General features: G+C 35.0%; 18 protein-coding genes and 1 riboswitch. Of the genes, 3 read left to right on the forward strand and 15 right to left on the reverse strand.

The genetic code is table 11. The annotated features are described in order from the left end of the window. Nucleotides 1-5: 5 nt before the first annotated feature. The 6 genes from cobJ to V1503_RS08855 form a co-directional block, all read right to left on the reverse strand. A complete protein-coding gene (cobJ, locus tag V1503_RS08830; protein ID WP_410626353.1) occupies nucleotides 6-1,595 on the reverse strand; it encodes a precorrin-3B C(17)-methyltransferase in 1,590 nt (529 codons plus the stop codon). A 20-nt stretch (nucleotides 1,596-1,615) separates the two neighbouring features. Then, nucleotides 1,616-1,996: a (2Fe-2S) ferredoxin domain-containing protein gene (locus tag V1503_RS08835; protein WP_410626355.1), complete on the reverse strand. Its 381-nt coding sequence runs from the start codon at nucleotides 1,994-1,996 to the stop codon at nucleotides 1,616-1,618. Between the two features lie 34 nt (nucleotides 1,997-2,030). Beyond that, complete coding sequence (locus V1503_RS08840) at nucleotides 2,031-2,864, reverse strand: energy-coupling factor ABC transporter ATP-binding protein (RefSeq protein WP_410626357.1); 834 nt, start codon at nucleotides 2,862-2,864, stop codon at nucleotides 2,031-2,033. Between the two features lie 15 nt (nucleotides 2,865-2,879). After that, nucleotides 2,880-3,656: a cobalt ECF transporter T component CbiQ gene (cbiQ, locus tag V1503_RS08845; protein WP_320259335.1), complete on the reverse strand. Its 777-nt coding sequence runs from the start codon at nucleotides 3,654-3,656 to the stop codon at nucleotides 2,880-2,882. Continuing rightward, entirely contained in the window at nucleotides 3,643-3,948 is a 306-nt protein-coding gene (locus V1503_RS08850) for an energy-coupling factor ABC transporter substrate-binding protein (protein WP_410626359.1), read from the reverse strand. Before V1503_RS08850 ends, cbiQ begins: the two co-directional genes overlap by 14 nt. A 219-nt stretch (nucleotides 3,949-4,167) precedes the next feature. Beyond that, nucleotides 4,168-4,941 (reverse strand): energy-coupling factor ABC transporter permease, encoded by a 774-nt coding sequence (locus V1503_RS08855; protein WP_320259333.1) that lies wholly within the window; start codon nucleotides 4,939-4,941, stop codon nucleotides 4,168-4,170. A 229-nt stretch (nucleotides 4,942-5,170) separates the two neighbouring features. Next, nucleotides 5,171-5,369, reverse strand: a riboswitch (cobalamin riboswitch). A gap of 150 nt (nucleotides 5,370-5,519) precedes the next feature. Here V1503_RS08855 and V1503_RS08860 point away from each other — a divergent pair. The 3 genes from V1503_RS08860 (at nucleotide 5,520) to V1503_RS08870 (ending at nucleotide 9,133) form a co-directional block, all read left to right on the forward strand. Continuing rightward, nucleotides 5,520-6,767, forward strand: a complete 1,248-nt coding sequence (locus V1503_RS08860; protein WP_410626361.1) for a MerR family transcriptional regulator — start codon at nucleotides 5,520-5,522, stop codon at nucleotides 6,765-6,767. A 99-nt stretch (nucleotides 6,768-6,866) separates the two neighbouring features. Continuing rightward, nucleotides 6,867-8,159, forward strand: a complete 1,293-nt coding sequence (locus tag V1503_RS08865) for an MFS transporter (protein WP_410626363.1) — start codon at nucleotides 6,867-6,869, stop codon at nucleotides 8,157-8,159. Nucleotides 8,160-8,566: 407 nt separating this feature from the next. Next, entirely contained in the window at nucleotides 8,567-9,133 is a 567-nt protein-coding gene (locus tag V1503_RS08870; protein ID WP_410626365.1) for a histidine phosphatase family protein, read from the forward strand. Nucleotides 9,134-9,240: 107 nt separating this feature from the next. Here the strand turns inward: V1503_RS08870 and V1503_RS08875 are convergent, their stop codons facing one another. The 9 genes from V1503_RS08875 to V1503_RS08915 form a co-directional block, all read right to left on the reverse strand. Next, on the reverse strand, nucleotides 9,241-10,491 hold the full coding sequence (locus V1503_RS08875; protein WP_410626367.1) for an MFS transporter: 1,251 nt from the start codon (nucleotides 10,489-10,491) through the stop codon (nucleotides 9,241-9,243). A 487-nt stretch (nucleotides 10,492-10,978) separates the two neighbouring features. Next, nucleotides 10,979-11,440, reverse strand: coding sequence for a MarR family winged helix-turn-helix transcriptional regulator (locus V1503_RS08880; protein WP_214484406.1), 462 nt, complete (start codon nucleotides 11,438-11,440; stop codon nucleotides 10,979-10,981). A 304-nt stretch (nucleotides 11,441-11,744) separates the two neighbouring features. Next, entirely contained in the window at nucleotides 11,745-13,241 is a 1,497-nt protein-coding gene (locus V1503_RS08885) for a Vps62-related protein (RefSeq protein ID WP_410626370.1), read from the reverse strand. A 501-nt stretch (nucleotides 13,242-13,742) separates the two neighbouring features. After that, nucleotides 13,743-16,166, reverse strand: coding sequence for a heavy metal translocating P-type ATPase (locus V1503_RS08890; RefSeq protein ID WP_410626372.1), 2,424 nt, complete (start codon nucleotides 16,164-16,166; stop codon nucleotides 13,743-13,745). 68 nt (nucleotides 16,167-16,234) lie between these two features. Next, the gene (locus tag V1503_RS08895; protein ID WP_410626377.1) at nucleotides 16,235-16,525 is read right to left on the reverse strand and encodes a glutaredoxin family protein; all 291 of its coding nucleotides are present in this window, start codon (nucleotides 16,523-16,525) and stop codon (nucleotides 16,235-16,237) included. 17 nt (nucleotides 16,526-16,542) lie between these two features. Continuing rightward, nucleotides 16,543-17,862 (reverse strand): MFS transporter, encoded by a 1,320-nt coding sequence (locus V1503_RS08900; RefSeq protein WP_410626379.1) that lies wholly within the window; start codon nucleotides 17,860-17,862, stop codon nucleotides 16,543-16,545. 692 nt (nucleotides 17,863-18,554) lie between these two features. Continuing rightward, the gene (locus V1503_RS08905; protein WP_410626381.1) at nucleotides 18,555-18,734 is read right to left on the reverse strand and encodes an ATP-binding protein; all 180 of its coding nucleotides are present in this window, start codon (nucleotides 18,732-18,734) and stop codon (nucleotides 18,555-18,557) included. Between the two features lie 333 nt (nucleotides 18,735-19,067). Next, nucleotides 19,068-20,282, reverse strand: a complete 1,215-nt coding sequence (locus tag V1503_RS08910) for an MFS transporter (RefSeq protein ID WP_410626383.1) — start codon at nucleotides 20,280-20,282, stop codon at nucleotides 19,068-19,070. An 89-nt stretch (nucleotides 20,283-20,371) separates the two neighbouring features. Continuing rightward, nucleotides 20,372-21,598, reverse strand: coding sequence for an MFS transporter (locus tag V1503_RS08915; protein ID WP_410626388.1), 1,227 nt, complete (start codon nucleotides 21,596-21,598; stop codon nucleotides 20,372-20,374). Nucleotides 21,599-21,760: the final 162 nt, after the last annotated feature.

A 21,760-nucleotide genomic window follows, 5' to 3' on the forward strand; every position in this document is an offset into this window, starting at 1 on the left:
TCCTTTTAATCAGCACACGGTACCGGTTCAATTGATAGATCTGGTGACACATCTTTATACTGGTAACCCTGTATTTCCTTTACACGTTTATAATATTTGTTAAAACGCTCGTTCGGATGCCCCTTCTCCTTATACTCTCCTACGATATTTTGTATTAATGGAACCAGACGTTCAGGTTCAATCCCTTCTGCGACTAGTTGTCCAGCATGAGCAGTTCTACCAACGGTTTTCGCCCCGAGAAAGAGATCGAATTTGCCTTTGCGAAATACGATGCCAATATCATCATTCACTGCACCATAGCAAGCCATCGCACAGCCGTTAAAACCGATATGAAGCTCCTTTGGAACATCAATACCACCTATTAATGCTTGTATTTCCTCAGCCTGCGGTATGGAGTCAAATTTCTCTCCATCACAAAAATCACATGCCTTCATAGTCGCTACATCACCAACCGGTGCAAGTAAAAAACCAACATCCGTTAGTTTATTTGTGACTGTTTCAGGGCTTGAAGTAGGAATATGAAGTAAAATCTGGTGATTGATTGTATACTCCATCGTTCCTTTATCACCGACAACATCTGCAAGAACAAGCATTTGCTGCGGCGTAAACTTTTTGTTAACGACACCTGGACTGACAGCTACTTCAAAAATTGACTCAATATTTGTTCCTACATATGTTGACCTCTCATTCGTTACCCCTTTGTCTTGATCAACCATCGCAATTGCCTTATTTGCCATATCTAACGCTGAAGGAGACTCTTCTTTACCTCCGTGCAATGCCCAAGGCTCGTTCTCTCTTTTTAGCCGTTCATGTGGTTTCAACTTCTGCTCTTGTGTTTGCAATGTGTATTTTCTTTGGTAACCTCTTGGCGTAATCATTTTGTTATCATACATAAACGTAGTGGAATTCCCAATAATCACAGTTGTTAACATACCAATATCGTGATCAAGCATATCCTGTAAGGTCGTCATAACGACATGCTGTCGATCTCTGTATGCACTTTTTACTAAACCAACTGGTGTGTCTTGAGAACGGTATTTTAATAGAATTTGTTGCGCTTCAACAATTTGTCTCGTTCGCTTCCCACTCTTTGGGTTGTAAAGAGCGATGACGAAATCAGCCTGACCGGCTGCTTCAATTCTTCTTTCGATAAGCTCCCAAGGAGTCAAATGATCACTTAAGCTAATCGTACAAGCATCATGCATAACAGGAGCACCTAGCAACGACGCGCATGAATTAATTGCAGAAATCCCTGGAACAACCTCTACCTCAACTCCATCAAGTTCTGACCATCCTTTTTCAATTAACACCTCGTATACTAAGCCAGCCATGCCATATACTCCAGCATCTCCGCTTGAAATTACAGCTACATATTTTCCTTCTTCCGCTAACTTAACCGCTGCTTGTGCACGACTTACTTCTTCTGACATGCCTGTGCTTACTATCTCTTGATCTGTTATAAGATCTGAAATAAGATCTACATATGTTTTATAACCAATAATACAATCACTTTCAGCGATGGCTTCCTTGGCCCTGTTAGTTATATGGGCTTCACTACCTGGCCCGAAACCGACAATGAGTAATTTTCCCTTCAAGCTAACCCCTCCTTTTTCATTTACTTATTTACCACTGCTTTTTCTTTCGAAATCCCAAGTGGACGATCACCTTGTAACTGCATCCCCGTATTTGTTGTTGTATAGCTCATCGCATGTGCAAGGGGCTGTCCTTGCGCAAGGTGTTCGGAAACAATCTGGCGACCTAGTTCTGGTGTAACCTTCTCATACCACGTACCCTCTGGATAGACGATTGCTACACACGCATCCTTACATCTACCATTGCACCTCGTTCTTGTCGTATGAACAGTTGAATCGAGACCTAGTCTTTCAATTTCTTCACGAATAGCTACTGTAGCTTCTTCACCACCTTTTCTCATACAGCTTGAACCATTACATATCAACACGTGGTGTTTCGTCCCTTGTAAATTCCATGTCGTCAATTTCATCCTCTCCCTTCAATAAAGATGTAAAGTTCTATATTTTTGCTAAAAGCTTCATTATTTCATTTTTTGTTTTTGGAATAGTGCATGAATTAAATCCATCTTTCACTCTTAATTGTTCGAAGACATCAATGATCCACGGTTTCTCTAAGTGACTTTTTTGTAAAATCGCATCGTCTCGAAATACTTGATCAGGTTTGTCTTGGGCTATGATCCTCCCTTCATTCATTACAATGATCTCATCAGCCCATTCATAAGCTAAATTCACATCATGTGTAGACACAATCATTGTTTTGTTCTCTGTTTGAATATCATGTAATACATTCATAATTTTCTTAGCATAGTATGGATCTAGCCCTGCTGTCGGTTCATCTAATACCATGAGCTTCGGCTCCATGGCCACAATTCCCGCAATGGCAACTCGTTTTTTTTGGCCAATGCTTAAAAAATGAGGTGGCTTTTCTTTTAATGCAGTCGTTTCCGTTAACACCATTGCCTTGTCCACAGCTAGCTCCACTTCGCTCTCAGAAAGCCCCATATTTTTAGGTCCATATTTTATATCTTGATAAACACTAGATGAGAATAATTGAGAGTCAGAATCCTGATATACAATCCCTACCTGTTGACGTAATCTCTTTATCTCTTTGCGCTTGTACCGTAACGTTTCACCTTGAAAACAGATGGAACCACTCGTCGGTTGTAAAATCCCATTGAAATGTAAAAACAATGTTGACTTTCCAGCCCCGTTATTTCCTAACAAAGCAATTTTCTTTCCTTGTTCAATAGATAGAGAAATATTGTTTATAGCATCAGTCCCATCAGGATATTGGTATGTAATGTTTTCAAGCTCTATAATTGGTGTACTCATTAAACAGAACTCCTTTTACATAGCTGATGCTACGAATGTAAGCGTCAGCATTGATATCGCTACGATCCCCCAGTTCAGTGGATGATATTTATAGCTGCTTTCAATTTCATAATTACCATCTTGTCCACCACGTGTATCTACAGCTATTTGTAGTTCTTTTGCGTACTTCATAGACTTTACAAACACCCCTACTACTAGCTGACCTAAAGAATAAATTGATAGACGGTAATGTTGATAGCCAAGTCTAGAAGCTTGTGCGATATAGACTTCTTGAGCTTTATCTAAGAGTACAAAAATAAATCTATATGTGAATGCAACGAGTTCAATAAATAGTGTTGGTAGTTTCATTTTCTGTAGAAGCCATAAAATATCATGAAGCGGCGTAGATAATATTAAGAAATACATGCAACTTACAGTTGAGAAAACGGTAAAAAATAAGCTTGTAACGATTGATATATTATCTGTAGATATATACAACTGCCACGTACCAAAAGTCATTGACCATAAAGAATCAATTACTTTGTAGTCATACGGTGCAACCGAAATAAGAATAGGTATAATACTTGAAACCAAAAAAAATGATGGTAATAAAAGTAGTTTTATATAATCACGTACTGAGATTTTCGCACCAAAAACTATTGCCATGCTCATGATTAACAAAGTTATAACAGCAATAACTTCACTTTTTGTAATAAGACAGAAAAACAAAAATAAAAATGTGAAAACTGCTTTCTCAATAGGGTGAACATGTCGTAGCTGATTCAAATAAGCAAGCTGGTCAATCCGAAGCATGCTTCACCTCACTAGAAGATTCAGTGGAGAATTTTTTTCGTGCTCTACCATAGCCGATAACATAGCCGATTATAATTGCACCTATGGCCGCTTGTAAGGAAAATAGCAAGCTTTCTATCTCACCGCTTGGTGGCTCCCATAATACGTTGAACCAAGGCTCATAATTAGGTGCTATTTCACCAATCGCTTCTTCAGCTTGTCCATCTGCCCCACCAAATTCAGCATCCCGCTGTATTACTAAAGGAACAATAGCCAACAAGATGACCAACACTATCAAAATCAGATTTTTCATTAATTAACATACCTCCTTGTTTCAAATAGCTGTTTTCGCATTAATAGTTGCTTTTCGTAATAAAAGCTAAACAAGAATATAATTAGTTCAGAGCAGCTTTTCTTTGTTAAAGTCTATAAAAATCATTTCATACATATCAGTTACTCAAATGTAAGTGAAACAATGGCTGTAGCATAACTAATTGAGTTACTTCTCTTTTTGCTCAACTACCTTGTTGTTCTAAGCCTTTTTTGAACTCATTCTAACTACTGGAACATTTAATAGCTGTAATTCTCGAACATTGTATTTTGCAAGCAAGTTCATAACTACTACTGTTAATAGCCCCTCACTCACTGCTAAAGGAATTTGTGTGAAAGAGAAAATCCCAGCAAATTTGATAAATGATGCTACAACTCCTCCAACCTCAGTCGGAAATGCCAGAGCTAATTGAAAAGCTGTCACAGTATAAGTACTGAGATCTCCTAACATGGCTGCTAAAAAAACTGAGACTGCAAAAGAGAAATTTACTCTTAAGCCTGCTTTAAATACGAAATATGTAACCATTGGTCCTACAACAGCCATCGAAAATGCATTTGCACCGAGTGTTGTGATACCGCCATGAGCGAGCAATAATGATTGAAACATTAATACAATCGTCCCTAGTACACTCATGACTGTTGGACCAAAAAGCACAGTACCTAGCCCAACACCAGTCGGATGTGAACTACTTCCAGTTACAGAAGGGATTTTTAATGCTGACAACACAAATGCAAACGCCCCTGATAGCCCAAGCATCGTCTTCACCTCGGGGTTTTCTTTCACTTTTTTTCGGATGGAGTACATCCCAACAGCCAAAAATGGAATGGTTAAAACCCACCAAAAAATAGCCCACCCAACCGGCAGGAAGCCCTCCATTATGTGCATCGCATATACTGGCCGAAATGAATTCAGCCAAAAATAACTAGTCAAACCAATAATAATTGTTACGAATAGCCAAGCATGTTTTCTTTTCATCAGTGAAGCTCTCCCCCATGTTTATAAAGGCTGATTCGAAATATATTGATATACACACGAATATAGCTCGTGGTTACTAAACAAAATTAGAAGATTCCGAAAGAGCCTTTATGTAAAATAAAAAGAGCACTCAAACCATAAAGGATCGAGTGCTCAGAAAAAGTCAGTATTAACTATATGTTTACATACTAATTCTTAACAACACCTCCCTATATTCCCGTAGGTTACAATCGTGTTACTTAAACAGGCAGGTCTCCTGACTTATCTTCAACACTTCCTGCGCCTTCCCATTTCTTTCGAAACAGTGACACATATGCAGGTTGCTCAGACTTACAGTGGCGGGAACCGCGTCGGCTTTACACCGAACTTCCCTTTTAAGTTGTACACAGCTTTTACTTATGCACAACACCTGTTTATTTCATCATTCAGTTGTTATAATTCAGTATATTCTAAATTAAATTATGAGTCTAGCTTTTTTCATATCATGTATATTTGTGAAAGGAAATTTCTAATAGTACGTGTATAATATAATAAATATTAATTTGATTTCTAATAAAACAAAGTTAAGGTGACTAACTATGAAAATAGGACAATTTTCTAAAGAAAATAAAATAAGCATAAATACAACTAGACACTACATAGACCTTGGCTTAATAACACCTGAGAAAGCATCCGGACAGTATCAATTTGATGAACAGTGTCACAGAGATGTAAAGGATATTATTTACTTAAAAAACCTCGGCTTTTCGTTAAGTGAAATAAAAACAATCTTTCAATATAAAAGACTTGGCAAATTATCCGCACTAGAAAATAACGAATTTTACAAAGAGATTTTTGTAGAAAAGCTACATACGATAGAACATAAAATAGTCGAATACGAAGAAACGAGACAAAATTTGCAAAATGAACTTACCCATTTAAATACAACGAATAAACCTAAACAGCTTAAAATGGGTATGAGCTTATCAGTGCTCCCACTTTTAGAATGTAAAAAATGCGGCGCTGCTCTAAGCATTAAAAATGGAGACATCGTTAACAATCAAATCTTACATGGTGTTCTTCAATGTAACTGTGAGCATCAACACTTTATTAAAGACGGAATTCTCTTCACCCCACAAACCATTCATCATGCTCACCACGTTAAAAGTCCAAGTCATATGATGAATGAATTCAACTATTTTATATCAGATTACATTAAGGAAACAGATGAAAAATATTTAGATCATCTATATCAGGCTGTTGACTGGTTTTATAAAAGGGTTAATTTTGAACAATTAACGCATAAAATATTGCTCCATCTTGGTACCGGAATTGGTTTCTCATTAAGGCATATCTATAACTCCTTGCCTAAAGATTGCCTCTATATTGCGGTTGATCATGATTACCAACGACATTACGTATTAAAAAGTATTTTAGAAACTTATGAAGAACAGAAAAATATCTTATTTATTTGTTCTGATTTCCTACATATTCCATTAAAAAAAGAAGCAGTCGATTTTTTAATTGATACAGGCAGTTCAGAGCATAGCTTTCAACATGAAAACTTTTTAATAGAGGAAGTACAGCTTTATTTAAAAGAAGAAAGTAATTTAATCGGTGCATATTTGACGTATGAAAACTATCATAAAAAAAATGAAATCAATCCGTCTTATAGACAAAACTTTCAACTTAATAACATCAAAGAGAAATTAAAAACTTTACGCTATGACCTTGTCGACGATATGGTCTCTATTCCAGTTGATCAATCCCCTGGAAAGTATGAATTGCAATTACTAGATGGCGAGAAGATGTATACTTATCTTTATTATGGAAAAAGGTTGGGTTAACCCGACCTTTTGTAAATTTCATCGTAAAAAAAACGTAAATACTACCTTGCTATTGCCCTTTCCCGATGAATTAGGATTACTATAAAGGAGGGGGAAATATTGAGGAATAAATTAAGTCAAATGTTTGATCCAAAATCTGATGTAAAAAATTTGATCTTACTTTCATTTGGAAGCATTGTCTCGTTATTTGGATCTTTCGTTTACTCATTTGCTATCAGTTTATATGTTTTGACAGTAACAGGTTCGGGGCTTTCATTTGCAACAAACTTAATATTATCTATTATACCGACCATTATTTTAGGACCTGTAGCTGGAGTTATCACAGACCGTCTGAACCGTAAATTCATACTAGTTTTTAGTGATGTATTAAGTGGCGTGGTGCTTCTTGTTTTATATGTAATTAGTCTTCATGAACTCCATTTATATTGGATTTATGCAATAACATTTATTTTAAATGTCTTCAGTACATTTGCTAGTGTGAGCATCGAATCATCTAAACCAAATATTGTTCATGAAAATAACTTGATGAAGATCAACGCGATCACAAGAATAATTTTTTCAATTTCTTTTACTTTAGGACCAATTATAGGAGGAATGGTATTTGCTTTTGTTAATATAAAAACCTTTATATTAATAAATGCTATCTCCTTTATCATTTCAAGTATAAGTGAGTGCTTTATTAATTTCCGATTCAATGAAAAAAATTCTCCTAACAAAGAAAAAGACCACTTTTTCATAGAGCTAAAAGAAGGTTTTTCCTATATTATTTCTCAAAAAAAATTACGAGGCATTATCGTTCTGTCAATACTTGTTAACTTTTTTATTACTTTATCATCAACCATTCCAGTTCCGTTTATTATTACAAATGTTTTAAAGCTTCATTCTACTGCATTTGGAATCATTGAAGCGGCATTTCCAATTGGTATGCTAATTGGATCTATTTTCATTGGAAAATTTATTTCAAAGTTACATTATCATAAGTTTTTAATACTTATGACTATGATCATCTCCAGTTTAACAATCCTCATTAGTGGACCATTGCTCTTTAACCAAACTTATCACCCTATTTTTTACACAATATTTTATTGTGTATTAAATATAGGCTTTGGGATTTCTTCATCATTTGTCGATATCCCTATCATGACGTTTATTCAACAAATGGTTCCTGATCAGTTAAGAGGGAGAGTTATAAGTACTGGCTTAACTATTGTTAAGGCCATTGTACCGATTGCTATGATTCTGTCAGGAACACTTCTAAACATCATCTCACCTTATTGGCTACCATTAGTCGGAGGATCAACACTGTTAAGCATAAGTTTATATATGTATTTCACGAAAGAAATAAGATCAATATCGTTGAGACACCATACACAGAATGCGGAAGCACCTTAATAAGTTTTGAAGCTGTATGCGATTAAGTTACTGCATATCAGCTAAGGAATAGCTATTTGCATTTTAGCAGCAAAGGAATGCTAATTTAATAGGCACTTTTTGTTAGGCTGTTTTCGGTTGTTTTTCCTATTAACAAATACACATGAGAACAACTCAAGCTTTGGGGCATCTTTTTTTTAAAAAAATATTGATATAACAGCAAACTATATTAAAACAGCCTTTTGTTATCTTTGTTGCTTTATTTCACTTAAATTCGAGTAACTGATATGTTGCATATGTTGAATATGGTTTTAATAGTCTTAGAAGAAGAAAAGGTTAAACTAACTGCTTTATCCGTGTTTATATCTTAGTAAGAAAAGAAACGAGCTGTGGAAAAAACAATATCAAACATAAATAAAGGTGATTATATGAAAACAAACTTATTTTTTGTGCGCCATGCTCATGCTACTTATACACCTGATGAATTAAGTAGGCCTCTGTCTAAACAAGGTCTATTTGACGCAACTAACGTAACATCCATTCTTAAAGACGAAAAAATCGATATCGTCATATCTAGCCCTTACAAAAGAGCGATACAAACAGTTGACGGTATTGCCCAGCTTAGAGGTATGGAGATAGTACTAAAAGACGACTTTATGGAGAGATTATTGTCTGACGGACCAGTTGATAACTTCCTACAGGCTATAACAGCCGTTTGGGAAAATGAGCAGCTTTCATTCAAAGGTGGGGAATCAAATATAATTGCTCAGGCACGAGGTGTAAAGGTAACTAAAGAGATATTATCAAAATATGAAGGTAAAAATATAGTTGTCGGTACACATGGCAATATTATGGTATTAATCATGAATTACTTTGACCCACAATTTGATTTTGCCTTTTGGAAACAACTCACCATGCCAGATATTTATAAATTATCCTTTGATGGACATGAGTTAGTAGATGTCTATAGATTGTGGAGTTCTCAAAATCATTAACAGGATCCCTCATTAAATAGACTCGCTGCTTCACCCGTTGTATCAAAAGAGATGAAAACCGTAGATGCATTTGTATCTACGGTTATTTACTAAAACATGAGCATTTGTTAATTGAACTCATTACTAATTTTAGTTTCATAAGGTAATTCTTTAGATTCATTTGGCTGATTAACAGATAAGTTCGTTAAATTAAGCTTAATGCTAACCATAGCACCGACTATTATGATGATTGCAGCTGTAAAATAAGTAACGATTAATGATGTGTAAGTGACCAAAGGTCCAGCAACAGCCGATCCCACTAGCATTCCTCCAATAAATAATGGAGTTAATATTCCATTTGTTTTCCCTATATACTTTTCATCTATCATTTTAATGATGAGCATTCCAAGCATCGTTTGCCACATGGCTAATATTAAGCCTGTTATAAAATTCATTGTCGCTGTTAATACAAACCATACAGACAAAACCTCTATGATAAGTGAGAAAGACAAGAAACATAACCCTCCGACAATTACCCTTTTCACCTTAAACTTGTTGCCTAATATAGCAGCCATAATACTTCCAACAAACATTCCTATGCCGGCTAGCATATAAAGCCATTGAATACTCTCTTTATCCAGGCCTAAACGATCAATAACAATGAAAATGTCCAACGGTTGAACAATACCTGCTCCTAATCCAATGAAAACAAAAGCAATTGCAATAATACTTAAATTTCTTGAGTTCTTTACGTATCGAACTCCATCTTTCAATTCTTTAATAAACCTAGAAGAGCTATGTGAGTGCTCTTTATGCGGTGTTGGTAGGAACAATAATGTGATAGACGAAATGAAAAATGCAATCGTGATACTTACTAAGGAAGCGGTAATGCCAAACCAACTGTAGATTAACGTTCCGATAATTGGACCAATGATTAAAAATAGTGCTTGCAAGCTTTGAATAATTCCTATTGCAGGAGCAACCATATCTTCTGGAATATGTTTTTTGAATATTATGGAAGATGAAGGCTGTGATATTTGGCTAACAACACTAGAGACAAGTGTAGCTAGAAAAATAACCTGCCAATTTCCGTTATTCACAAATAAGATGATGATGCATATGGATAAAGCGCTAGCGAAATCCCCTAAGATCATTGTCTTTTTAGGATTCCACCTGTCTGCTAACGCTCCTCCAACAAAAGAAAAAAGAAAAATCGGGGTGTATTCAATCACAGTTAGCAATGAAACATAAATTGCATTATTATCAGTTAATTCCATTACAAAAAACAATAATGCAATGTTTCGAATCCAAATAGCACATTGCTGAATTAAATCCGTGAAAAGAATGATTTGGAAAACTCTATTTGATAATAACTTCATAAATAAAAACCTCCTATAATTTAATTGTTTAATTAAATTAAAATTTAAGCATACTTAAATTTTAATGAAAAAAATTGTAAATTATTAATTTTTGACCAACATTTATTGAACCTAAAGGCTATTTTTGTAAGACTTGTTGCTATTATGACCACTTATGTACTATAAGAAGTGGCTTTATAAGTGAGTCATCATGTTACAGAAGAAAGATGCCAGGAACTCTAGTTTGCACGTGTTTTTTCCTAACCACATTTATGGGTCAAATTACAATTTTTACGGGTCAATTACTTAGTTATATGGGTCAAATCATAATATTTACGGGTCAATTACTTAGTTATATGGGTCAAATCACAATATTTACAGCAAATACTTAGTTATATATGAGCCAAATCACCAAAAACAACAATCGACGGGCAAAAAGCCTAAGTAACTTAAAATTTAAATTATATAAATATTTAATTATACTTAACTATAATATAAAAATATATAGTTAATATTTTTCTTTTTGTTGAATTTCTGTAGCAATATTGTAAAGCTTCTGTTGTAAATCAACTAAATTTTCTAAATCATTTTCATTTAGTTTTGAATAATATTTTTTGATGATATATAACTCGAAATTAGCCATTATTTGATTGTATTCTTTTCCTTTCTCGTCTAGATGGACAATGATTTCTCTTCGGTTATTAACATTGATCTCTCTTTTCAAAAAGCCTTTTTTCTCAAGTTTACTTACGAGTTGAGTTGCGGCACTAGGTGTGATGGAAAAATGGTTTGAAATCTCATTGTTTGTTAGTGAATTTGCGTTTAACAGTTCCAATAAGATACTTTGCTTTGTAGTTAAATTTAGAAATTCTTTATTAGCAAATCCATGATATTCTTCCAGAAATATAGTATTTAAAGCATCTGAGGAGTGTTTCAATTTTTTATAATAAATAGCAGTAATGTCATCCATATAATCACCTTTGAAGTTTGAAATTGACTTTTATTGTTGTTTTCGTACTAAGACTCTTTTCATCCATAAAGAGTGCATGGTCTCTCGTATAGCCTCATTGTTTATAATGCTAATTTACTATCAATAGCGATAAAGCTTACGAAAAGATCCTTTTAATTTCACCTTTATTATAAACTAACAAAAACAATTAAGCAACCTTAAATATTAATTGAATTAAAATAAAATTGAAGTTAACCTTTTTTATACATGGAAAAACCGTAGATGAGCATTATCTACGGTTTTACGCTCTTTACTTAGTATGACCTTATTCTGAAGGCATTGTAAAGTAAACATAGTCTGATTCATAAGTAATTTGGTCTTGAGCTATCCCCCATTTAACAAGCATTTTAACTCGATATTCTGTGTCAAAATCCGCTTCTTTTGTCCAAACATCATTCCAATCAGTCGGGTTTAAAAGTTTATAATCCGTGTAACCCCATTGTCCATTTGGATATAATTTCTCACGTCGTAAATAAACATACTCTGGGCCACCTACATCGTCAACATTTGCGAGTAAATCAACAATCATTAGATTACCGCTACTATAGATCCCCTTAATTTCAACTGGTTTTGGCATTAGATAATAGCTCCAAGGGGAAGCATATTTCTCATTACCCACTGAATTTGTAATCGTTAGTTTCATTCTGTATTGCGTATCCCATACAGATTCTCTTTCCCAAGTTGATTTACCAGTCACGTCATAATCAGTATAACGCCATATCCCATCTTCATATAATTTCTCACGTCTTAAGGTCACAGTATCGCCACCGCTTATGCTTACTGCAAAATTCAGCTTCATCATACTAGTAGTATGAGATAAATCCGTAATCATTGCTGCAGGTGGTTCTTTGCCTACTAGAGTCCATGGTGTAACTTGTCCTTTGTCCAATAGTACTTCTCCGTTTTCTTTTAATTGCACTTGAGGAAGAAGCCATTCTACTGTTGAAGGAAAGTATAGTTCATTACTATGCAAATAAACTGTAGGAGCGTATTTTTCAGCATATTCTTCTGCTTTTTGTAATTTTTCTGGATTCGCTCCTAAGTCCGTAATATCATTATTATGACTTGCACCTATCACATCCCTAAACCACCCTTTTGACACTCCTGGCCCTTTTGGACTATCTGGGCACGAAAGATTGCACAGATCCACGGCATCAGACGTTCCACTTTCACCCCATCTTCCTTTAAAATCCATCCATGGCGTATTTTGTTGATTGAAAATAATAAAGTTATCGTCAGCGATATCCCATTTATGTCCTCTATTTGTATAATCATTTCCAAACTCACTTAATCTACTATGCTTCCCTTCAGTCCAATAGTTTGCATGACTTTGCTCAGCAGAATATATAACAGGGTGAGTAGGACCATTTTGAAATTCAAACTTAGATGAGTCAGTCCAATCATGTTCATTATCATGAGCTGAAGGAAGTATACTTTCAATTTCGCTTGTGTCTTTATTAACCAGTATCTTTACCCCTTCCCAGTCACCAGCATGAGCACCACTTGGAATAATACCTAGCCCTCCTACACTACCATTATATGGATAAAAAAAGCGGTAGTTTAAACCTATATAATCTTCATATTCTAGAACTTGGACATACGCTTTTGCTGTTTGTAAGTTACCCATTCTAACAAAGATACTAGGGTCCATCTTAAGGTATTGATCAGATTCTGCTGCATTGGCAGTATTGAAGGTTACAAAAGGAGAGAACAGTAGAACAATTAACATAATAATGAAGGTTTTTTTTCTTTTATTGACCATTTCACTTCCACTCCCTTTTCACATATTTTTCTAGACCATGCTATTGACTATGATCGCTAGCAATTCTAGTTTCTTGTATACTACAAGAATTTTATCTTTTATCAAACTTACAGAATGACATGTATCACCCTATTTCGACAATATATTCTAAATATTCCTTAGCCACTCGAGCTTTTTTATAGTTGTAAATCAACATATTTATTTTTCCTATATATTTTGACTAACACAATAAACCTCGTCATTAGCTGATGACGAGGTTACAATATCATTGATTATTGGTAGGTAGCGGTAGCTCCATAGCCAGAATTTCTTTAATTAAAGCTTCTTTCTTAAACTTTGTTGTTATTATTATGGTTTTATCCAAGCCTCGTCCTTTAAGGTAGGAAAGATGCACGACACTAGATATCATGTGAACATAGTTTAGTAACAACATAGAATCTTATTGGATAACGCTAAAGATCTCATCAATAAATACTAAACAAAATCTCCACATAAGTACCGTTAGATTTTGACTCTTTTCAAGCGAAGTGAGTTTGTCACAACTGATACTGAGCTAAATGCCATAGCTGCTCCTGCTACCCAAGGTGCTAATAAGCCGATGGCTGCAATTGGAATACCTGCTGAATTGTAAGCTAGTGCCCAAAATAGATTTTGACGAATGTTTCTCATCGTTTTTCTACTAAGGTCGATTGCTTTCGGAATTAACGTTAGTTCTCCACCCATTAGGGTTATATCGGCTGCTTCAATGGCAACATCTGTCCCAGTACCGATGGCAATACCGACATCTGCTGTTGCTAGAGCTGGTGCATCATTAATTCCATCACCAACCATGGCAACTTTCTTCCCTTGTTGCTGTAGTTCCTTCACGTGGTTTGCTTTTTCTTCAGGAAGTACCTCTGCAAATACATGTTGTATCCCTACCTGTGAAGCGATAGCTTGTGCCGTTCTTTTGTTGTCTCCTGTCATCATATATACTTCAATACCTTGTGATTGTAGTTTGTCGATAGCTTCTTTTGCTGTTTCTTTTACTGTATCCGCCACTGCAATCACACCAGCCAGCTGTCCTTCTATCGCGATCATCATCGCTGTTTTTCCTTCTTTTTCAAAGGTCTCTAGCTTTTCATTATAAGAATGGAAGTCTACTTGATGTTTGTTCATAAGCTTGCGTGTTCCAGCTAGAACATCTTTCCCTTCAATACGGGCTTCGATGCCATAACCAGGTATTGCTTCAAAATGGTCGATTGCTAGTTCTTTAGCTTGTTTTTCTTTACCATATTCAACGATGGCTTCTGCTAAAGGATGTTCAGATGATTTTTCTGCTGTATATAAGTACGCTAAAACATCTGTATTGTCTGCTTCAAAATCTGTAACAACAGGCTTACCTTTTGTTATTGTTCCTGTTTTATCTAACACAATTGCTTCGATTTTATGAGCAATTTCTAAATGCTCTCCACCTTTAAATAAGATCCCATTTTCGGCTCCTTTACCTGTTCCAACCATAATTGAAGTTGGGGTAGCTAACCCTAATGCACACGGGCAAGCGATAACTAGAACGGCAATCGCTACTTCAATTGCTTGCGGCACATCCCCTGGAGCAACAACCATGATCCATACTAAAAAGGTGACGAGCGCTATTCCAACGACGATTGGTACAAAGTAGCCAGAAATAATATCTGCCATTCTTTGAATTGGAGCTTTTGATCCTTGTGCTTCTTCCACGACACGAATGATACTTGCAAGCGCCGTATCTTTTCCTACTTTTGTCGCCTTCATTTGAATCGTACCATTCTTATTAATCGTTGCACCAATCACACGATCTCCTTCAGTTTTATCGACTGGAATTGATTCACCAGTAATCATTGATTCATCAATTGAAGATCGTCCAGCAACGACTTCCCCATCAACAGGGATCTTTTCACCAGGCTTTACGATAATGATATCGTTTACGACAACTTGCTCAATCGGAACCTTCGTTTCGATGCCATTTCTTATGACAGTCGCTTCTTTCGCTTGTAAATTCAACAATTTTGAAATGGCTTCTGTCGTTCTTCCTTTTGCCAATGACTCAAATAGTTTACCGACTAAGATGAGTGTAATGAGAACTGCACTCGTTTCAAAGTATAAATGCGGCATATACTGTGGATTACCTAGCGTTCTTAATGCTTCCACTACGCTATAAAAATAAGCTGCTGACGTTCCAAGTGCCACAAGAACATCCATATTCGCACTTTTATTTCTAAGTGATTTATAAGCACCTACGTAAAATTGCCAACCGACGTAAAATTGAACGGGTGTAGCAAGTATAAATTGAAACCAAGGGTTCATAATAAATGATGGCATCGGTATCCCAAGATCCCACGGTGCATGACCGACCATCGAGTAAAGAAGTGGTAATGATAATAATATAGAAATGAATAGTTTCGTTTTCTTTTCCTTAATTTCTTCCTCTTTATGAGATGCCTTTTCTTCTCTTGTTTCCTTCACTTTAGCATCATAGCCGAGCTTTTGTATTTTGCCAATTACGTCATCAACACTAACTACACCTGGTTGTAACGATAACGCAGCAGATTCAGTTGTCAAATTAACCGTTGCAGCTTCAATACCGTCCATTTTATTTACCACTTTTTCAATTCGCGTGGAGCATGCAGCACATGTCATGCCGTATATATCAAGATCTACCTTCTCAGTCTGTACACCGTAGCCAAGTTTATTAATTTTTGACACTACATCTTCCGGCTTCACTGTATCAGCATTATACTTAATTGTTGCAGATTCCATTGCTAAATTAACATTCGCCTCTACACCGTCCATTTTGTTTAACATTTTTTCAATTCGTGTAGAACATGATGCACATGTCATCCCTGTTATTCCTAATTGTATTTGTTCTTGAGCAGGATTTGCTATTAATTCTGTTAATCCACTCATATTGATCATCTCCATTTAATGATTTATATATTACAAACTACGAAACTACACTAACACTATAAAAATTTTTATTGTACAACTGGTACATTTAACAGCTCCATAATCTCCTGTTTATTTGGTTCAAAACCAATAATATTTTTGTGAATTTTTTTCTTACCCCATATATTTTTATTATAAAAGACGAAGGAAGGAACAATTCTTGTACCAGAAATAGTCTTCAAATCATCTTCTAGTTTCAAATCTTTACTAACATCTTTATCAACATACGGGATCTGATGTAACGCTAGAAATTCCTTCGCTTGTTGGCAATCTGAGCATGTAGGCCTTGTATAAAGTTCAAGTATTAATTTATCAGTCATAAATATCTACCTTTCTATTATTTTTTAAAAATTGCGAATATGATTAATGAAATGATGGAAACACTAGCTAAAAAGATACTAATATAAGCAAAACCATCTGCAGAAGAAGCAATCATTATTCCTGCTATTGTTGGACCGACAGTTGATCCAAGAGATCTGAATAAACTAAGAAACCCTACTGATGTACCAGCCTCAGATATAGGTGTCTCTTGTATAATCAAAATATTTAAAGGAGCACCGATAATAATTCCAATTCCAAAGCCAATAATCGCAGAAACTACTAAAACATAGCTATAATTTATAGGGTTTATTAACAGTAGTGTTCCAATGGTTGTCAGAAGAAAGCCAATAAACAATACTTTCTTTGCGCCAATTTTTGTAACCATTTGACCTCCAACTACTGAGGCAATCATTGATGTAATAGCTAATGGCGCAACACCTAAAGCTGCACTTGCTTTGGATATCATCATCTCAGTTTCTATAAATATAGGTAATAAATTAATTGTAGAGGCCATAATTACCCCTGATACCGCTGAGTAGAATAAAATAATAAGAGTATTCTTTTGTTTAAAGAAATGTATTTTAATAATTGGATCTGGTGCAGCTTTTTCTACGAATATCATAATTGGTATTAATATGACACCTATAATTAGGACATATATATTTACTGTTGTAATCCCAAGCATGATTGACAGAATGATAGCTGTCAGAAGCATAATACCTTTATAATCAATTGGATTTTTTATTATTTGTTGTTGTATCTTCACAAAACTCATGAGTACTACCACTAGAATTGCAATTGGAACATTGATTAAAAATATCCACTGCCAATCAAAGTTTTGAATGATATATCCTCCTACCATTGGGCCGAGAATGCTTCCAAATCCAAAAATGAGCCCTATCATACCCATAGCCTTTGCACGAGTTTCTTCTGGATAACTTACCGCTATAAATGCTGCAGTTATTGGAAATATTCCACCTGTTCCAATAGCTTGAATACTTCGCCCTATTAAAAACAGAACAAAGTTAGGTGCTAATGCAGCAAACAATGATCCAATGCCAAATAGTCCAATACCAACAATAAAGATTAACTTTCTCCCGAATCGATCAGAGAATTTACCCATGAGGGGTATACTTACAGCAAATAGTAATGTATATATCGTAAAGCTCCAGACTCCCCACGAGGTATCAATATTATAAGTGAAGACAATTGAGCTTAGAGCAGGACCAACGATACCGTGGTCAAGTGCTCCCATGAATATCCCAATTAAAAACAGAGTCATTGCTATTTTTCTTTCATTCTTACTTACTATTGGCTTTTTTAAAGTAGCTTCCATGTTATTTACCTCCAAATGCGACCTCATTTTTATTCATATTATTAGGCTCTTTTCGTAAACTTTGTTGCTATTCTTAGAGATTGATCAACATTAGTGAAGGTAGAAAAGAGCCACGAATGCTTGATGTATACCTCCTTATACTTAGAACAAACAACAACAATTAATGTGAAAACAGCCTTTTATTAACAGTGAAGATAAATATCCTTCCCCATCATCGCTTGACAATCATTATCCATTTCAATCACCTCTTTAACTATATACTATACCCCTGTATGGTATAATGTCAATAAAAAGTTTTCAATTTTTCACATTTAAATTCCCAATTTCATCTTAATTTACTTTACATTAAGTTTTCTAGATTATTAACTTACTTGTCAGCATTAAAAGGCTACCTATAATTGTTACGGTTGATTATATCTTTTTTCAGAATGTTTAAAAATGTAAAAAAAGATGCTACTTGGATTATTTCGACTACCCATATCGTAAATATAGATATTTAACACGATGTTTTTATATGCTTTCAACTAAACGTTTTCCCTCAAAAGGTAAGTTTTCGTGGAAGACGGAGATATAACAGTAGCCTCTGGACCTTAATCCTGAGGCTAGAAGATATAATGACTATGGAGGTTTTAATTTACTGATCATAAAGCTCATTCAGCGAATGTTATAAATCTTACTTGCAGTTAATACTTTTACTCATTAGGGTATACAGGGAAAATTAACGTAATTTTAGTTCCTACCTCAACTGTTGATTCAACCTTAATCTCACCGTGATGAGAGTTTACAATTTCTTTTGCAATACTCATCCCTAACCCAACTCCTTCTATCTGTTCGTCTGTATTCACCCCTCTGCTTTCAAACAACTTTAGCACCGTAGCATCATCCATTTCTCAATAATTTGAACAGGTGTTTGATTCAGTTGGTTTTCAACTTTTTCTTTAATAGAGAAACTAGCCACCTTTATGCACCCACAAAGAAACAACGCTTCTCACATTCCAAGAAAGAACAATAATATCTATTTAATTCGTAATTCTTTTAACCAATCATTGTCCTACTATTTTACGGTTCTACATTGGTAACAATAGTTACAAAGTTTACGAAAAGAGCCTAAAATAAAGATATTTCTTTAACACAAAGAAAAAGCTGTTGCTATGGTGTACATACCCATAGCAACAGCTTTAAACTTTCATGACAGATTTATATAATTAAGCTACCTTCTTAACCTCTAAGGAATTTTTATTTTTCAGCGCATATATTGCTGACATAACCAATAATATACCTGCTAAAATAAAAACAACCCTTATATTGTAATGCTCTGAAATATAACCAAAAAATAGTGTTGATAAACCAAATGTTATCGCAGTTAACGCACTTTGAGCTGCGTATACCTTTGGTAACATATCTGCTGAGGTACTTTGTTGTATGCCTGTTTGTAAGCTGATTCCCTTTATTTGTTCAAATAATCCAAACATAGCTGATATAATAAGAGCCATCCAAGCATTCGAATTAACCCCAAAAAGAAATGGCATGACACTTACTACAAATGATGTCATAATAATTGTCTTTGTCATATGTTTTTCGATCATAGTAGAGAATTTCATTCCAACTACACCACCAATGAAAAGACCGACAAAGAAACTTACATTAATATAGCCCCACCATTTTTCAGATTCTTGTAAGACTTCATAGACGAACACGTAAAGAATAGCAGCAATCCATACTACATGAGCAATTGATTCTATAAACAACATAACATGAATATTTCTAAGAGAAGGATTCCTCCAAATGATTGCCCATCCTTCTTTTAGCACATACCAAAAGGCTTTCTCTTTATCCTTACTTATTTCGTGCTGAGTTTCGTCAATAATACCAAACATCATCAATGTCGATACGAAATATAACAACAAAGTCAGCCATATCACATATGAGCCACTTATTGCTGCTACCAAAATGCCTCCGAAAGCCCAGCCACCTAACTGTATAATCTGATCTACACTTGCAAGAAAGCTATTTGCTCTAACCAGTTCTTTAGAACTTACAAGCCTCGGTAACATAGCATCCCGAGCCGGATTAGCCCATCCATCAAAGAAAGAAATGGTAAAAGCAAATGTGATAACAATAAATGGAGACATCGCTTCAATTTGTATATACACATATAGCGACAATAATAATAACAACACTGTTTTAATTACTTGAGAGCTTACTAGTAATGATTTTAACTTTAAACGATTTATTAATATTGGTGCAAAAATTCCACTTATAAACCTGGCAAAAGTAATTGCAAAAGGTAAGAAGGCTAAATAGAATGGCGATCCAGTGGAACTGTATAGTAAAGATATTAGCGCAACAATATAAAGGACATCGCCAATATCTGCAAATGATTGACCTACCCATAAATACTTAAATGATTTACTTTTCATTTTTACTACCCCTTTGTATTTCAAATTTTATTAGTTTGGGGTAGTCACCTACATTCATTTCACTCCGTTCCTTATTAATAAAATATGTATTATATCAATTCATTACTCGCTTCAAAGGCAGAAACGGGTTTGTTTAAGCTCCTCTGGTTATACGCTATGAGGCCATTCATAACTAAGATCATTGAACAGATTACAAGTCCTAAATTTGCGTTAACAAATTCCGCGACTCCACCAGCAAACAGATTAGCTACAATTGCTACTAAACTTGAAATAAATAATCCAGCGCTACTTACCCTTGCCAAATAAGCTGTTGGAGTTACTGTTTGTCTACCTGCACCATTAATAACGAATGCCATTGACAATGCACCATCGAAGATGAACATCCCAATAAATGCAGGAACAAAACTGGTTGATAATACAATTAATAAAACTCCTATTCCAGATGTAAGTATAAGGCTTCCATATAGCATATTCCAATTAACTAATTTCACTTTGCGCATGAGAATAACACCAAATATATTCCCTAAACCAGCTGCTGAGAGCAACAGACCCGTTTGTACATCATTTAAGTGTAAAACCTGTGAAGCATATACAATGACCAATAAAACGACCGCATAGGATGAAAAGTTTAGCACAGTATGGTTAAGTGTTATAAACCTGTGAAGACGATTTCCAAACAAAAACCTAACACCTTGTAGCCCCTCATTGACCTTCTGTTTTCCACTCACGTTACGAGCAGCCTTTTCAACTTGCTCTTTTACAACGAGAAAAAATATTGCAATGAAAGATAGTAAAAATGAAAAAGCATCAATGCTTAGCGTCCATGCTCCACCAATGACAGTTAAAGCAATACCAGCCAGAGCAGGACCTACTAAAGTACTTACCGCATCTGCACCTTCCAAATAATTATGTGCGTCAACTAAATTTTGACGTTGTACTACACGTGGTAGCATCGCATTAAATGAAATTCGAAAGAAAACTCCTGCTAAACCAGTCAAAATCAGAATACCAGATACGTACCATAAATTAAACGTTCCGAAAAAGATGGTGGCAACTAACATAAACATCGTCAATGCTCGAATAAGCTCACTTACTAACGCAACTGCTTTCTTTGATCTTTGCTCAATCCATACACCTGCCGGTATAGAAAATAATAGCGGTGCAATGTGAGTACTTACCGCAACAACTCCAGCCTTCAACGGTGAGTCTGTCACTTGTAAAATAATTAATGGTATGACAAGCTCACTAAAACGATTTCCAAATATCGAAACGAGTTGACCTGACCATAACAGTAGAAAGTTTCTATTTTTGAACATCCTAACACCTCTAACAAACTTCTATTCAATTTTTATATTAGAAATAAACTTCCTCTCACATTGAACTTAGCTCCTGTAATGTATTATTGTTAGGTCACAATCATATTTCATAATTATTAAAATTTTTATATAATTACTAATATAACACAATTATGCATTTAT

It is taken from the genome of Nanhaiella sioensis (assembly GCF_046557775.1).
GTDB lineage: Bacteria > Bacillota > Bacilli > Bacillales > SM2101 > Nanhaiella > Nanhaiella sioensis.

Coding starts and splice junctions, on each gene's coding strand:
- V1503_RS08910 (WP_410626383.1), bottom strand. CDS start 20,282: ATGAAAAGTAAATCATTTAAGTATTTATGGGTAGGTCAATCATTTGCA.
- V1503_RS08860 (WP_410626361.1), top strand. CDS start 5,520: ATGAAAATAGGACAATTTTCTAAAGAAAATAAAATAAGCATAAATACA.
- V1503_RS08840 (WP_410626357.1), bottom strand. CDS start 2,864: ATGAGTACACCAATTATAGAGCTTGAAAACATTACATACCAATATCCT.
- V1503_RS08850 (WP_410626359.1), bottom strand. CDS start 3,948: ATGAAAAATCTGATTTTGATAGTGTTGGTCATCTTGTTGGCTATTGTT.
- V1503_RS08885 (WP_410626370.1), bottom strand. CDS start 13,241: ATGGTCAATAAAAGAAAAAAAACCTTCATTATTATGTTAATTGTTCTA.
- V1503_RS08855 (WP_320259333.1), bottom strand. CDS start 4,941: ATGAAAAGAAAACATGCTTGGCTATTCGTAACAATTATTATTGGTTTG.
- V1503_RS08880 (WP_214484406.1), bottom strand. CDS start 11,440: ATGGATGACATTACTGCTATTTATTATAAAAAATTGAAACACTCCTCA.
- V1503_RS08895 (WP_410626377.1), bottom strand. CDS start 16,525: ATGACTGATAAATTAATACTTGAACTTTATACAAGGCCTACATGCTCA.
- V1503_RS08890 (WP_410626372.1), bottom strand. CDS start 16,166: ATGAGTGGATTAACAGAATTAATAGCAAATCCTGCTCAAGAACAAATA.
- V1503_RS08870 (WP_410626365.1), top strand. CDS start 8,567: ATGAAAACAAACTTATTTTTTGTGCGCCATGCTCATGCTACTTATACA.
- V1503_RS08915 (WP_410626388.1), bottom strand. CDS start 21,598: ATGTTCAAAAATAGAAACTTTCTACTGTTATGGTCAGGTCAACTCGTT.
- V1503_RS08875 (WP_410626367.1), bottom strand. CDS start 10,491: ATGAAGTTATTATCAAATAGAGTTTTCCAAATCATTCTTTTCACGGAT.
- cbiQ (WP_320259335.1), bottom strand. CDS start 3,656: ATGCTTCGGATTGACCAGCTTGCTTATTTGAATCAGCTACGACATGTT.
- V1503_RS08900 (WP_410626379.1), bottom strand. CDS start 17,862: ATGGAAGCTACTTTAAAAAAGCCAATAGTAAGTAAGAATGAAAGAAAA.